The organism is Citricoccus parietis (assembly GCF_042433045.1).
In the GTDB taxonomy this organism is placed as follows: domain Bacteria; phylum Actinomycetota; class Actinomycetes; order Actinomycetales; family Micrococcaceae; genus Citricoccus; species Citricoccus parietis.
Window position 1 is genome coordinate 66,215 of record NZ_JBHLWH010000047.1, and the last position, 13,655, is coordinate 79,869.

Sequence of the window (13,655 nt, forward strand, 5' to 3'; positions counted from 1 at the left end):
GTGGGGCAGCTCTGGATCCCCCGTTCGGCGCAGCGAACGCAGGAGCCGTCCTCAGGAATGCGGCACGACGACGGCGCGGCCGGAGATCTTCCCGTCCACCAGGGCCTGGTAGGCCTCGAGGGCGCGGTCCATGGGGTAGGTGGTGTACATCGGCTCCAGTTGGCCGGCCCGGTACAGGTCGACCACCTCGTACAGCTCCTCGATGGTGCCCCAGTAGGTGCTCGTCAGCTCCACCTCATAGGGGGCGGTGAAGAAGGACCAGTCATAGGACCCGCCCGCGATCCCCACGATGGTGCAGCGGCCCTGGCGGGCCGTGGACGCCATGGCCGTCTTCACGGTCGGAGCCACGCCCACGAAGTCGAAGGCCGCGTCCACGCCTCGGCCGCCGGTGATCTCGCGGATCCGCTCGATCTGGCCTTCGCCGCCGGGCACCGTGACGGCGCCGAGCCTCTCGGCCTCGGCCATCGCCTCAGGCTTCATGTCCGTGGCGATCACGGTGGCCCCGGTGAGGGCCTTGAGGATCTGCACGCCGAGCAGGCCCAGCCCGCCCAGGCCGATGACCAGGGCGTACCTGCCGCCACCGTTGAGGTGCGGCAGGGCCAGCTTGATCGCGTGGTACGGGGTCAGCGCGGCGTCGGAGAGGGAGGCCGCCGCGACCGGATCGGCGTCCCCGAGGGGGACCAGGTTGCGGGCCGGCACGCGCACATACTCGGCCATCCCGCCGTCGCGCCCGAGCCCCACCCCCATGTACGGCATGGTGGCGGCGTTCTCGCAGTAGGTGTCCTGGCCGCGCGAGCAGGCCCGGCAGTGCTGGCACCCGATGGGCCCGTAGACGAGGTAGGCATCCCCCTTGTTCAGGCCTTCCACGCCAGGGCCGAGTTCCTCGATCCAGCCGGAGTTCTCGTGCCCCAGGGTGAAGGCCGGGGGAACGGCACCCGGGGCCCCTCGGTGAAGTCCTGGAAGATCGCGACGTCGGAGTGACAGGCTCCCGCTCCGGCCACCTTGAGCAGGACCTCGCCGGGACCGGGAACCGGCTTCTCGACGTCCTTGAGCTCGGGGAAGGTCTGGTAGTTCTCAAACACGACGGCACGCACGGGTCCTCCTGAAAAGCGGGCTTGGCATGGTCGGGTGACCACTCTGACGAGTCCTACACGCCGCCGACAGCACCGCGCAAGGGTCCCTCTCACTCCGCGATACCAGCCGTGGAGGCCGTGACCCTCAGAGCCAGGGGGCGCGGACCCTGCCCTCGCGCCGGAGGTCCGCCACCGAAGCCGCCCCCATGAGCATCATCGCCACCCGGGTCTCCTCGGCGAGCAGCTCGATGGCACGTTCCACGCCCTGCCGCCCACCGGCCATGAGGCCGTACAGATAGGCCCGGCCGATGAGGGTGAAGTCCGCCCCCAACGCCAGCGCCGCCACGATGTCCGAGCCGGTGAGGATGCCGGAGTCCAGGATGATCTCCACGTCCGGGCCGGCCTCGGCGCGCACCTCGGCCAGGGCCTTGAGGGACACGGGAGCCCGGTCCAGCTGACGACCGCCGTGGTTGGAGACCACGAGCCCATCGGCTCCGGCATCCAGAGAGCGCCGGGTGTCCTCCGCGGTCAGCACGCCCTTGACGAACAGCCGGCCGGGCCACACGCTGCGGATCCACTCCAGGTCCTGGATGGACAGGGTGGGGTCGAACATGCTGCCGATGATGGTCTGCAGGTCCTGTGCCGAGGTGCTGAGCGAGGCGAAGGTCAACGGGTCGGTGGTCAGGAAGTTGAACCACCACTCGGGCCGATGGCTGGCATCCAGCACGGTCTTGAGGCTCAGTCGAGGCGGGATGGTCATGCCGTTGCGCACGTCCCGCAGCCTGTTCCCCGCCACCGGGGTGTCGACCGTCACCAGCAACGTGCCGAAGCCGGCCGCCGTAGCGCGTTCGATCAGGTCCAGCGAACGCTGGCGGTCCTTCCAGAGGTACAGCTGGAACCACCGGGTGCCAGGGACCCCGTGCCGTTCCATCCCGACGGTGTCGCTCACCTCGGCGACCTGCTCCAGTGAACGGGTGCCCATGGTGGAGAGGGTGAAGGGGATCCCCGCTGCAGCCGCCGCGGCCGCTCCGCCGTCCTCACCCTCAGCGTGCATGAACCGGGTGAAGCCCGTCGGGGCGATACCGAAGGGCAACGCCGAGGTGCCGCCGGCGATCGGCGTGTTCAGGTCCGCCGCGGCGGTGCCGTGCAGGATCCGTGGCAGCAGCTCCGTGGCGGCGAAGGCCTCCCGCGTGCGCCGGGCCGTCAGCTCCTGGCCGGCAGCACCGTCCACGTAGTCGAAGGCCGGGCGCGGGGTGCGCCGCTGCGCGATGGTCCGCAGATCGTCGATGTCCGCGGCGCGGCCCAGACGAGCGGCCCGCCGGTCCAGGCCGGGGCGGCCGAACTGCATCAAGGGGCGCAACTCGGAGATCCGGGGGAACTGCCGTCTCATCAGGTCCTTCCGCTCAGGCCTGGCACTCAAGCCGGGTAGAGGGGATTGTGGCCGGCATCCACCCGTTCAGACTCGCGCACCGGGCCCGGCGCGGTCCCCGCTCCGAAGGGTGAGCCGCCGAGCTCCTCGCGCCCGTGCTCGGTGAGCCACCCGCTCAGGTCCGGGCCCTGCGGCACGATCCCGGTCGGGTTGATGTCCCGGTGCACCTCGTAGTAGTGGCTCTTGATCTGCGTGAAGTCGATCGTGTCCCCGAAGCCGGGCGTCTGGAACAGGTCCCGGGCGTACCCCCACAGCGCGGGCATCTGGTCCAGCTTGTTGCGGTTGCACTTGAAGTGACCGTGGTAGACGGGGTCGAAGCGGGCGAGCGTGGTGAAGAGCCGCACGTCGGCCTCGGTGATGGTGTCCCCCATGAGGTACCGCCGGTCCGTCAGGCGCTCCTCAAGCCAGTCCAGGGCGGTCCAGAGTCGGTCATAGGCGGAGTCGTAGGCTTCCTGGGAGCCGGCGAAGCCGCAGCGGTACACGCCGTTGTTGACCTCGGTGAAGATGCGGGTGACCACTTCCCGCATCTCCGGCAGTTTGTCCTTCGGAAGCAGGTCCGGTGCGCCCTCACGGTGGTAACTCTTCCACTGGGTGGAGAAGTCGAGGGTCATCTGCGGGTAGTCGTTGGTCACCACGGCGCCGGTGGGGATGTCCACGATCGCTGGGACGGTGATGCCACGCGGGTAGCCGGGGAAGCGCTGGAAGTAGTTCTCCTGGAGGCGTTCGGTGCCCAGGACGGGGTCCTTCCCGCCGGGATCCAGGTCGAAGGTCCAGGAACGCTCGTCATGGGTGGGGCCCGGGGTGCCGAGGGAGAGGACGTCCTCCAGCCCCAGGAGCCGGCGAACGATGATGGTGCGGTTGGCCCAGGGGCAGGCCCGGGCGGCCACCAGGCGGTAACGGCCGGGTTCGACCGGCCAGGCCTCAGCACCTTCGGTCAGGCCGCCCCGCGCCCGGCCGATCTTGTCCCCGGCGACCCGCGGCGCAGCCAGCGCGGCAGCCGGGTCAGCGACGATCCGGTCCTGGATGTAATGGGTGTCCCGGGTGAATTCCTGCCCGGCCATCACGTAACTGCCCTGTCGGTTCTCGTTCTGGTCCATACACTGAGCCTATGGCCTCCACCGCACCCGCCCCAGAGCCACAGCCCGAACAGCCGCCGGTCCCTTCGCCCTCACCGCAGGCTGACTCGCACCTGACCACATCCGTGCTGGCGGACAACCCCTCGGGCATGACGCTGGAGGGCACCAACACCTATCTGATCGGAGACCCTGAGGCCGAGACCGTGGTCGTGGTGGACCCGGGTCCGGTGGAGGGTGCCGAGCAGCACCTGGAGGCCGTGCTCGAGGCCGCCCGGGGCCGCCGGATCGAATTGATCCTCGTGACCCATCACCATGGCGACCACACCGGCGCCGTGGACCTCTTCGCCGCGCGGACCGGGGCTCCGGTCCGCGGCGGCTCCCCGGACTGGTCGCGCGGCGGGGCACCCCTGGTGCCGGGCGAGCGGATCCCGGCGGCCGGCGTCGTGATCACCGCCTGGCACACGCCCGGCCACACCTCGGATTCCTTCTCCTTCGCCCTGCCCGACGACGGCGCGGCCGGCTCGGTGCTGACCGGGGACACGGTGCTGGGCCGTGGGACGACGGTGATCGACCACCCGGACGGCACGCTCGCGGACTACCTTCGTTCGCTGGAGACCCTGATCGCCCTTGGCGACGCCACGGTGCTGCCGGCCCACGGTCCCGTCCTGCCGTCCATGGCGCAAGTCGGGACGGCCTACCGCAACCACCGCCAGCAACGCCTGGATCAGGCCCGCCAGGCGCTGGCGGGTCTGGAGGAGGGGCAGCGGAACGCCGCCTCGATCGACAAGCTCGCCCGGCTGCTCTCCCACGCCGTGTACCCGGACATCGACGAACGGGTGCGACCCGCCGCCGTCAAGTCCCTGTCCGCCCAGCTGGCCTACCTGGAGTACGAGTCTGACCAGGGCTGACGCCGGCCGCGGCCGAGAGTGTCCAGACTGTGATCTCCCGCGCCGCCGATCTGCCGCCATTCGGGGAGTACGCGCGAATATCATGGGACGCGGAGGGTCCACCTCCACCACCCCACCTCCCGAGTACTTTTCGGCAGTCGGACGACAGTCATGAAGCAAGGCGGACCACGTGGCAGAACAAGTCGATGAACGCGCACTCCAGCAGGACGAACTCGTCCCGCCCGGGACCTCGTCCCGGGGCACCGGCCAGACGATCCTGATCACCGGCGCCACCGCCGGGCTGGGAGCGGAATTCGCCCGTCAGCTGGCCGGGCAGGGCCATCACCTCGTGATCACGTCCCGCAACCCGCTTCAGCTGGTCGCCAAGGCCCAGGGCCTCGAGGCCCAGTACGGCATCAGCGTGGAGACCCTCACCACGGACCTGTCCACCACCGAGGGCGTCGAGGTGGTGGCCGCACGGTTGCGCCAACGTGAGCAGCCCATCACCATGCTCGTGAACAATGCCGGCTCCGGCCTGGCCACCGAGTTTCACGAGAGTGAGGCGGAGGACGAACTGGCGATGCTCAAGCTGCTCGTCGAGGCGCCGATGCTCCTCTCCCACGCCGCCATCCAGGCGTTCCTGTCCCGCGGCGGTGGCCGGATCATCAATGTGTCCTCCGTGGCCGGCTTCATCCCCGAGGGCAGCTACGGCGCCGCGAAGGCCTGGTCCATCAGTTTCAGCCGCTGGGCCAACACCCGGTACAAACCTGAAGGTGTCACCATCACGGCGCTGTGCCCGGGTCCGGTGCGGACCGAGTTCCACACCCGGGCCGGGATCGACACCTCCAGGAAGCCCAAGTGGGCGTGGATGGATGCCGAGGACGTGGTCCGCGAGGGCCTGACCGCTGCCGCCGAGGGCCGGAGTGTGTGCATCCCCTCCCGCCGGTATCGTTCCCTCATGACGGCCGCCCGGTTCAGCCCGGATGCCGTGGTGGAGCGGTTCAGCCGGATCGAGCCCAAGGCCAGATAGCCCCTGACGACGAGAGGAGTACCGACCATGACCATCCTCGTCGGTTACACGGCCAGCAAGGAATCGAAGGCGGCGCTCGAGGAGGCCATCCGCATCGCCCGGTCGACCCATGAGGGCCTGCTCGTGGTCAACGCGGGACCCGGCGGAGAGCACAAGCACGACTCCATGGTCACCGAGGACCAGCAGCTGGAATTACAGACTTTCCTGGACTCCACCGGCCTGTCCGCCGAGTTCCGCCAGTACGCCCGTGGCCGCTCGACGGTGGACGAGATCAAGGACGTGGCGGACGAGGTCCAGCCCTCCGTCGTGGTGATCGGCCTCAAGCGCCGTGGCACCTTCGGCCGCTTCGTCATGGGCTCCGTCTCGGACGGTCTGCTCAAGGAGCTCGACCAGCCCGTGCTCTGCGTCAAGGAGAATCCCGCCAAGCCTTCCGGCGTGGTCCGCGATGCGCCATCCCAGGACATCACCGCCGCCCCTGAGCCGCGGGCCCTCGAGGAGGCCCCGGACATCACCGACGCCCCGGACGGCACGGACACCGCCAGGACGGACACCGGCCCTCGCCGTTAGCCGGACGGGCCGGCAAGTCACGCCCCCGGGTGCAGAGCCTCGGGCTCTCGGGCCGACACCATGGTCAGTGGCGAGGGATTGCCGCGGGTGGCGGTGAGGGTGAAGCTCGCCGTCCCCGGCAGATACCGGTCATCCGAGGCCTCGACCGGTGCGCCCGTGCGGGTGAAGGCCCGGCGACGCACCCGGAGCAGCGGCGTCCCCACCGGGACCTGCAGCAGGTCTGCGTCGTCCTGGTCAGCACCGATGGCGTCGATGGTGCGGGTGGCATGGTGGATGTCCACACCGGATTCGATCAGACGCTGGTAGATGGACCCGGAGTCCGTGTCGAAGGACAGGACATGCTGTCCCACGTCGAGGGGGTAATTGAGGCGCTCGACCATGGCCGGCGCCCCGTCCAGGAGACGCAGCCGAAACACCGAGACCACGGGGGCGCCGGCGTCCAGGTCCAGCGAGGCGGCGAGAGCGGGCCACGCTGGGCCTCGGGTGACGGTCTGCGTGGCCTGCCCCGGCTCGAAGCCCGATTGACGGCACCACTCGGAGTAGGAGATCACCCCGTCGAAGGATTGGGTGGGGACATCGTCCAGAACAGTCGACCTCCGTCCTCGACCTGAGGTGATCAGCCCCTCGGTGCGCAGGGTGGCCATGGCCTGGCGGACCGGCCCGCGGGAGGAGGTGAACCGTTCGCAGAGCTCGGATTCCGAGGGCAGCGGGTCGCCCGGGACGAACTCCTTGCGGTGGATGGCGCTCCGGAGATAAGCGGCGATCTCCTCATGTTGCTGACGTGCGGCAGTCATCGTCGCCTCGGGCTCCCCTCGAGCTCAGCAGGGCCTGGCGATGATGCCGGCGGCCCCGGGTGCGGTGGTCACGTGGGTTCCCCGAGCGGCGTTGTCCCGCCGTCGAGGAAGCTGTCCCACAAATGAAGCCTATCTATACATCATCGAGACGGGCCATAGGGCGATCATAGACCGATCGCCGAGCGATCACCGACGAGGCTGAAACGGCCCTCAGACCTGGACTTTCTTGGGGATGTCCATGCGATGAACAGTCGTCAAACTTGTCTATATATGGTCATTTCGGCATCTCCGCGTCCCTACGATCATTTGTATGGACAACTCCTCCGACCTCCTCGTGATCGGCTCCGGGATCATCGGTCTCGCCACGGCATACCGCGCGCACCAACAGGGCCAGACCGTCCGCGTGATCGACAGCAACGACCGCCCCGTCGGCGCCTCCATCCAGAACTTCGGCCATGCCTGCTTCACCGGCCAGGACGACCTCATCCAGCCCGTCGCCGAGCGAGCGCGGTCCGGCTGGCTCGAGGCCGCCCGCGAGGTCGGGTTCTGGGCTGCTGAATCCGGCACCCACGTCCCGGCCGTGACAGAGCTCGAGCTTCAGGTGCTCCGCGAGTTCGCCGAGCATCGCGGCCCGGAACAGGTCCGCCTCCTGTCACGCGACGAGGTGGCCGGACGCATCGGACATCCTGGCCTTCCCTCGATCGGGGGCGCGCACCTCCCCCTGGACCTGCGGGTGAACCCGCGCGAGGCGGCTCCTGCCCTGGCCCGCTGGTTGTCCGCCCGGGGCGTCGACTTCGTCTGGGACACCCGGGTCACCGCCGTCTCGGGCGGGACCGCGCAGACCAGCCGCGGCGACTACACGGCCCGGCAGGTCGTCGCGTGTCCCGGAGACCAGCTCGGGCAGCTCTTCCCCGAGGTGGCCGCACGCCACGGAGTACGGGTGTGCACCCTGGTCATGTCCCTCATCGAGCGGCCAGCGGCCGTTCCGGCGGACCTGGCCTTGCTCACGGGCACCTCGCTGGCCCGCTATGACGGCTTCGGCGCCATGCCGTCGATCGGGGCCCTGCGCCGTGAACTCGCCGCGCGGGAGCCCGAACTCGTGGGGTGCATTGCCAACCTCATGGTCACCGGCATCCCGGACGGCCTCCTCATCGGAGACAGCCACGCCTATGCGCACAGCCCGGAGCCCTTCATCGACGAGGACGTGGCCCGCCTCCTCCTCGACCGAGCCAGCGCGATCCTGGGCATCGGGACGCCGGTGGTCCGGCAGCGGTGGCTCGGACGGTATGCCGACAGCGCCTCGACCAACCTCATCATCGAGCGTCCCGACGATCGCACCACCGTTGCCGTGGTGACGTCCGGCATCGGCATGACCCTCTCCTTCGGCATCGCCGACCTCGCCCTCTCCGGGGAATCCGTCCCCGGGTACTGACCGCCCCACTCTCCCCCACCCCCACTGTCACTCCCGTCCTCCCCGAAAGGCACCCCGTGAAGAACGTCCGCCGAGCCTCCCCCGCCCTCCGCACCGTCATGATCGCCGCGACTGCGGCGGCCTCCATTCCCCTCCTCGCCGCCTGCGGCTCATCCGAGTCCGCCGAAACCCTGACCTTCGCCGCCATCCCGGCCGAATCCTCCGCTTCCCTGGAGAGCGACTACTCCAACATCACCGAGCTGATCGAGCAGGAGACCGGGATCACGGTCGAGTTCCAGAACGCGTCAGACTATGCCGCGGTCATCGAGGGCCAGCGCGCCGGCCAGATCGACATCGCCTCCTACGGTCCGTTCTCCTACGTGATCGCCAAGGATTCCGGCGTGAACCTCGACCCGGTGGCCGCCCCCACCAGTGACAAGGACCAGGAACCGGCCTACACCTCGCTGGCCTACGTGGCAGCTGACTCGGACATCCAGGATCTGGCGGATCTGCAGGGCAAGAAGGTCTGCTTCGTGGACGCCGCCTCCACCTCGGGGTACCTGGTTCCCATGAAGGGCCTGCTGGACGAGGGTATCGACCTGGAGACAGATCTCGAAGCCATCCTGGCCGGCGGGCACGATGCCTCCCTGTTGTCCCTGGACTCGGGTTCCTGTGACGCCGCGTTCGCCCACGACACCATGCTGAACACGCTGGTCACCTCCGGTCAGATCGAGGAGGGTGCCGTGCGTCCGGTGTGGGAGTCGGAGCCCATCATCGAGGACCCGATCGCCCTGAACCTGGACACGATCGAACCCGAGCTGGCCGAGCAGATCACCACCGTCCTCCAGGAGAAGGGCAACAAGCCGGCTCTCGTGGAGGCAGGCATCTGTGCCTCGGAAGAGGAGTGCGAGCTGCCCGAGGAGATCGAGTACGGCTACCTGCCGGTCGATGATTCCGATTTCGAACCCATCCGCGAGATCTGCGCCGCCACCGACGCAGACGCCTGCCACAGCATCAACTGACAGGACCTCTACTTTGTCTGCCCAGAACACCACCCTGGACCGCCCCGCCCGCCACCTCGACTCGGCCTCGCGCACCGCCGTCCGCCTGCAGGACGTCACCAAGGACTTCGGCGGCGGAGTGCTCGGCCTCGACGATGTCTCCCTCGAGTTCGACACCGGGACCATCACCGCGCTGCTGGGCCTGTCCGGTTCCGGCAAGTCAACCCTGCTCCGGCATCTCAACGGACTGCAGCGTCCGTCCGCCGGCACCGTCTCCGTCCTCGGCCATGATGTGGCCTCCCTGCGCGGTGACTCCCTGCGGTCGCTGCGCCGGGAGATCGGGGTGATCTTCCAGCACTTCAACCTCATCGGTCCCATGTCCGTGCTCGAGAACGTGTGCACCGGGCGGCTGGGGTCCCTGAAGGGCCCCCGGCTGTCCCTGATGATGTACCCCAAGGCGGTGCGTCATGAAGCCCTGGACAAGCTGGATCGCGTGGGCTTGGCCGACCGCGCCTTCCAGCGTGCCGACACCCTGTCCGGCGGGCAGCAACAGCGCGTGGCCATCGCCCGGGCGCTGATGCAGCACCCCCGGATCCTCCTCGCCGACGAGCCCGTGGCCTCGCTGGATCCGGTCTCGGCTCGTGGGGTCATGTCCCTGCTCCAGGAGATCTCGGCCGAGAACCGCCTGACGGTCGTCACCTCGCTCCACCAGGTCCAGCTCGCCATCGATTTCGCCGAGCGCATCGTCGGGCTGCGCAGCGGCAGGGTCGTGCTGGACCAGTCCACCGAGGGGCTGGACGCCGCGGAGGCCTCGCAGATCTACACCAGCGTGTCCGGCATTGGACCGACCGGCCTGGGCAGCCCGGACGGTCAGGACGACGGCGACCCCGACCACGGGCACGGAGGCCACGCATGAACACGGTGACCGCCCCGGCGCCTCCCGTCGACCTGTCCCGGCGGCCCGCACCGAAGCCGAAGAACATCGCCCCCGCCGTGGTCCTGCTGGGCCTGCTGGCAGCGGGGATCTGGTCGGTGGACGCGGTGGGCATCAACGTCCAGGCCATCGCCAGCTCCCTGGACAATGCCGTGGCCTTCATCCAGCGGATGTTCCCGCTGGACTTCCCACCCGTGGCGGAGACCGTGGGGATGGTCCTCGAGACCCTCGCCATCGTGTTCCTGGCGACCTTCCTCTCCGTCGTCCTGTCCGTTCCGCTGTCCCTGGCCGCGGCCCGGGCCACGGCCACCGGGCGTTTCTCCCAGGGGGCCGCCCGCACGCTGATCGTCCTGGCCCGGGCCATCCCGGACCTGGTGTTGGCGATCGTGTTCCTACGCCTGTTCGGCCTGGGCGCCACCGCAGGAATCCTCGCCATGGGCTTCCACTCGGTGGGCATGGTCGCCAAGTTGTACGCAGACGCCATCGAGGAGCTCGACGACGGCCCGCGGGAATCGGTCGAAGCTGCCGGCGGGCATCGGCGCCAGCAGATCGCCGCGGCCATCCCGCAGGTGCTCCTGCCGCAGATGGTGGCCACGGCCCTGCACCGGTTCGACATCAACCTGCGAACCTCCGTGCTGCTCGGCTACGTCGGTGTGGGCGGCATCGGCCTCGCCATCGCGGATGCGCTGCGGACTCTGGACTACCAACGCGGCATGGCGCTGGCCTTGCTCGTGCTCGGCCTGTGCATCGCCATCGAGCTGCTCTCCGGTGCCATCCGGGCCGCGATCATGAGACGATCCGGTGGCGCGGTGAGTGGGGGGACCTGGTCTGACAGACTCTTCGCCTCCGGTGTCACCGGCGCTGACCGTGCGGCCGGCGCGGATGCCACGGTGCGGCTGACTCCCCCGTGGACGGCCGCACGCGCCCAGCGGTTTCTCGCCGGTGCCCTCATCCTCGTTCTGTTGGCCGCCTCCCTCTGGCGGGTCGACATCTCACCGGAGGCCCTGTGGCAGGGCCTGCTGTCCCTGCCCGAGACCCTCGGCCTGTTCCTGCCGCCCTCCGCCGGTGGCACGTGGGGCAGCCTGATGGAGCAGTTGCTGCTCACCGTCCAGATCGCGTTGGCCTCCACCCTGATCGGTGCAGTGCTGGCCGTGCCGATCGGCATCCTGGCCGCCAACAACGTGGTCGCCAACCAGGCCGTCAGGACCTTCTTCCGCGTCCTGATCGTGGTGGTGCGGGGAATCCCGGAGCTGATCCTGGCCATCATCTTCGTGGTCATCTCCGGACTGGGTGGCGTGGCCGGCACCCTGGCCCTGGCCGTGGGCGCGGTGGGTCTGCTCTCCAAGCTGGTGGCCGACTCCCTCGAGGAGACCGATACCGAGGTCCAGGACGCCATGCGCACCGCCGGGGCCTCGGAGGCGCAGGTCTTCTTCGCCGCGACCATCCGCCAGGCCGCTCCGGCGTTCATCGCCCACACGATGTACCTGCTGGACTCCAATATCCGCGCCGCCACCCTCCTCGGTGTCGTCGGCGCCGGCGGCATCGGCTTCCTGCTCCTGAATGCCTCCCGCGTGAACCAGTTCGACGTGGTGACCCTGATCCTGATCCTCATGGTCGTCGTGGTCCTGGCAGTCGAGGTCCTGTCCATGTGGTTGCGCCGGGCCGTCCGCTGATGACCCCTGCAGGCCCCCGATTCCACCCCCACCAGAAAGTGAGAACACCATGATTGAACTCGCCATCTTCGATATGGCCGGCACCACCGTCAATGACCGAGACGAGGTCTATCGCGTCCTGCGCGCATCCACCGAGCGTTTCGGTGCGCAGTTCTCGGATGAGGAATTCCAGCAGTGGATGGGCACCGAGAAACGCTGGGCCATCACGAACCTGTTGCAGATCGGCGGGGTGGAGGCGGACGAGGCCCTCATCGAGGAGGCCTGGACCTGGTTCCGCGCGGAATTGCGCCGGACCTACACCGAGCAGCCCCCGGTGCCGCTGGACGGCGTCGAACAGGCCTTGCGAGACCTCAAGGCACGCGGCGTCAAGATCGGCTTGACCACCGGCTTCTCCCGCGAGATCACCGATCTGATCCTGGACGCGATCGGCTGGAGCGGGTCCGATCTCATCGATCTGTCCGTCGCCGGTGACGAGGTCCCCGCCGGCCGCCCCGAGCCGTTCCTGATCCAGGCCGTGATGGAACGCCTCGAGGTGTCCGAGGCAGCGGCCGTGATCAGCGCCGGTGACACCGCCGCGGACGTGGAATCGGCCCGACGCGCGGGCGTCACCTCCATCGGCGTGCTCACCGGGCACCTGTCACGCGCCGACTTCGAAGCGCTGGGAGCCGACCTCATCCTCGCCTCCGTGGCGGACCTGCCCGCGCATATCGTGATGTCCGGAGCCTCCCGGTGAGGGGGGCGGCCACGGCCGTCCTCTGGCGCGGCGGCGCGGAATTCCAGTCCGTCCAGGTGCCGCTGCCCCAGCCTGGACCCGGCGAGACCCTGGTGCGGCTCACGGCTGCCACCGTCTGTGGCTCGGACCGGCACACCGTCAGCGGACGCCGCTCCTCGGCCTGCCCCTCCGTGCTGGGGCACGAGGGCGTGGGAGTGGTCCTCTCCACTCGAGGTGGTCACACCGTGCAGGGCTCGCCCCTCCATGAGGGTGACCGTGTGGTCTTCGGCGTCACGAGTTCCTGCGGGCGGTGCGCCCCGTGCCTCCGTGGCCTCACGGCCAAGTGCACCAGCGTGCAGAAGGCCGGTCATGAGCCGTTCGAGGGCGAGTGGCCCTTGTCCGGAACCTACGCCAGCCACATCCTCCTGCGCAGCGGCCAGGCCGTGGCCAAGGCACCCGCGGTCCTCCAGGACGGAGTGGCCGCGACCGCTGGGTGCGCGGTGGCCACCGTGATGGCCGTCCTCGAGCGTGCCGGTGAGTTGCGCGGCCGCCGGGTCCTGGTCAACGGGGTCGGCATGCTGGGCCTCGTGGCTGTCGCCGCGGCCCTCGACCGCGGTGCCTCCGAGGTCGTGGCCGTGGATCCGAACGCTGACCGCCGCCGGCTGGCCGAAGGCCTCGGGGCCGAGGCCCGACCTCCCGGGTCAGGGTCTGAGCCCGGGAATCGAGGCACCGTGGACGTCTCCCTCGAGCTCTCGGGGGCACGTGCCGGCATCCAGACCTGCATCGAGGCCTTGGGCATCGGCGGCACCGCCGTGCTGGCCGGCAGCGTTGCCCCCGTGGACGCGGTCGAGGTGGATCCTGAATGGATGGTGCGTGGGTGGCGCACCATCACCGGAGTCCACAACTACGAGCCACGCCACCTGCAGGAGGCGGTCGACTTCCTGGGAGCGGCCGGGCGTACCCTGCCCTGGGAGCATCTTCTGGACGGACCCATCGCCGCAGACCAGTTGGCAGCGGAGTTCCGCAGGACCGACGTGCAGCGGCTGCGCACTGTGGTGACCTTCTAGC

12 protein-coding genes and 1 pseudogene are annotated in these 13,655 nt (G+C 69.3%); 9 read left to right on the plus strand and 4 right to left on the minus strand.

Annotation, left to right across the window (positions count from 1 at the left end; all coding sequences use genetic code 11):
- Positions 1–51: 51 nt before the first annotated feature.
- The 3 genes and pseudogenes from ACFFIO_RS16475 to ACFFIO_RS16485 all read right to left on the minus strand — a co-directional run bounded on the left by ACFFIO_RS16475 (position 52) and on the right by ACFFIO_RS16485 (position 3,599).
- A pseudogene (locus tag ACFFIO_RS16475) lies at positions 52–1,094 on the minus strand (alcohol dehydrogenase catalytic domain-containing protein).
- A gap of 124 nt (positions 1,095–1,218) precedes the next feature.
- Positions 1,219–2,463 (minus strand): alpha-hydroxy acid oxidase, encoded by a 1,245-nt coding sequence (locus tag ACFFIO_RS16480; RefSeq protein ID WP_378043528.1) that lies wholly within the window; start codon positions 2,461–2,463, stop codon positions 1,219–1,221.
- A gap of 26 nt (positions 2,464–2,489) precedes the next feature.
- Positions 2,490–3,599: a glutathione S-transferase family protein gene (locus ACFFIO_RS16485; protein ID WP_378043530.1), complete on the minus strand. Its 1,110-nt coding sequence runs from the start codon at positions 3,597–3,599 to the stop codon at positions 2,490–2,492.
- A gap of 11 nt (positions 3,600–3,610) precedes the next feature.
- On the opposite strand from ACFFIO_RS16485, the gene ACFFIO_RS16490 reads away from it, so the two are divergent.
- The 3 genes from ACFFIO_RS16490 to ACFFIO_RS16500 all read left to right on the plus strand — a co-directional run bounded on the left by ACFFIO_RS16490 (position 3,611) and on the right by ACFFIO_RS16500 (position 6,062).
- A complete protein-coding gene (locus ACFFIO_RS16490) occupies positions 3,611–4,486 on the plus strand; it encodes an MBL fold metallo-hydrolase (protein WP_378043531.1) in 876 nt (291 codons plus the stop codon).
- A gap of 169 nt (positions 4,487–4,655) precedes the next feature.
- Positions 4,656–5,495 (plus strand): SDR family NAD(P)-dependent oxidoreductase, encoded by an 840-nt coding sequence (locus tag ACFFIO_RS16495; protein WP_378043533.1) that lies wholly within the window; start codon positions 4,656–4,658, stop codon positions 5,493–5,495.
- Positions 5,496–5,522: 27 nt separating this feature from the next.
- Complete coding sequence (locus ACFFIO_RS16500; RefSeq protein ID WP_378043535.1) at positions 5,523–6,062, plus strand: universal stress protein; 540 nt, start codon at positions 5,523–5,525, stop codon at positions 6,060–6,062.
- Between the two features lie 17 nt (positions 6,063–6,079).
- On the opposite strand, the gene ACFFIO_RS16505 is transcribed toward ACFFIO_RS16500, so the two are convergent.
- Positions 6,080–6,856, minus strand: coding sequence for a GntR family transcriptional regulator (locus ACFFIO_RS16505; protein WP_378043537.1), 777 nt, complete (start codon positions 6,854–6,856; stop codon positions 6,080–6,082).
- A gap of 310 nt (positions 6,857–7,166) precedes the next feature.
- Between ACFFIO_RS16505 and ACFFIO_RS16510 the strand changes: the two genes are divergently transcribed.
- The 6 genes from ACFFIO_RS16510 to ACFFIO_RS16535 are packed head-to-tail and all read left to right on the plus strand — an operon-like array spanning position 7,167 to position 13,654.
- On the plus strand, positions 7,167–8,288 hold the full coding sequence (locus tag ACFFIO_RS16510; protein ID WP_378043538.1) for a TIGR03364 family FAD-dependent oxidoreductase: 1,122 nt from the start codon (positions 7,167–7,169) through the stop codon (positions 8,286–8,288).
- 56 nt (positions 8,289–8,344) lie between these two features.
- Positions 8,345–9,289: a phosphate/phosphite/phosphonate ABC transporter substrate-binding protein gene (locus tag ACFFIO_RS16515; RefSeq protein WP_378043540.1), complete on the plus strand. Its 945-nt coding sequence runs from the start codon at positions 8,345–8,347 to the stop codon at positions 9,287–9,289.
- Positions 9,290–9,323: 34 nt separating this feature from the next.
- The gene (gene phnC, locus ACFFIO_RS16520; protein ID WP_378043677.1) at positions 9,324–10,184 is read left to right on the plus strand and encodes a phosphonate ABC transporter ATP-binding protein; all 861 of its coding nucleotides are present in this window, start codon (positions 9,324–9,326) and stop codon (positions 10,182–10,184) included.
- Positions 10,181–11,875: a phosphonate ABC transporter, permease protein PhnE gene (phnE, locus tag ACFFIO_RS16525; protein WP_378043541.1), complete on the plus strand. Its 1,695-nt coding sequence runs from the start codon at positions 10,181–10,183 to the stop codon at positions 11,873–11,875. Before phnC ends, phnE begins: the two co-directional genes overlap by 4 nt.
- 49 nt (positions 11,876–11,924) lie before the next feature.
- A complete protein-coding gene (locus ACFFIO_RS16530) occupies positions 11,925–12,608 on the plus strand; it encodes a phosphonatase-like hydrolase (protein ID WP_378043543.1) in 684 nt (227 codons plus the stop codon).
- A complete protein-coding gene (locus ACFFIO_RS16535) occupies positions 12,605–13,654 on the plus strand; it encodes a zinc-binding dehydrogenase (protein WP_378043546.1) in 1,050 nt (349 codons plus the stop codon). Before ACFFIO_RS16530 ends, ACFFIO_RS16535 begins: the two co-directional genes overlap by 4 nt.
- The last annotated feature ends 1 nt before the right edge of the window (position 13,655 follow it).

Coding starts and splice junctions, on each gene's coding strand:
- ACFFIO_RS16480 (WP_378043528.1), bottom strand. CDS start 2,463: ATGAGACGGCAGTTCCCCCGGATCTCCGAGTTGCGCCCCTTGATGCAG.
- ACFFIO_RS16485 (WP_378043530.1), bottom strand. CDS start 3,599: ATGGACCAGAACGAGAACCGACAGGGCAGTTACGTGATGGCCGGGCAG.
- ACFFIO_RS16490 (WP_378043531.1), top strand. CDS start 3,611: ATGGCCTCCACCGCACCCGCCCCAGAGCCACAGCCCGAACAGCCGCCG.
- ACFFIO_RS16500 (WP_378043535.1), top strand. CDS start 5,523: ATGACCATCCTCGTCGGTTACACGGCCAGCAAGGAATCGAAGGCGGCG.
- ACFFIO_RS16505 (WP_378043537.1), bottom strand. CDS start 6,856: ATGACTGCCGCACGTCAGCAACATGAGGAGATCGCCGCTTATCTCCGG.
- ACFFIO_RS16510 (WP_378043538.1), top strand. CDS start 7,167: ATGGACAACTCCTCCGACCTCCTCGTGATCGGCTCCGGGATCATCGGT.
- phnE (WP_378043541.1), top strand. CDS start 10,181: ATGAACACGGTGACCGCCCCGGCGCCTCCCGTCGACCTGTCCCGGCGG.
- ACFFIO_RS16530 (WP_378043543.1), top strand. CDS start 11,925: ATGATTGAACTCGCCATCTTCGATATGGCCGGCACCACCGTCAATGAC.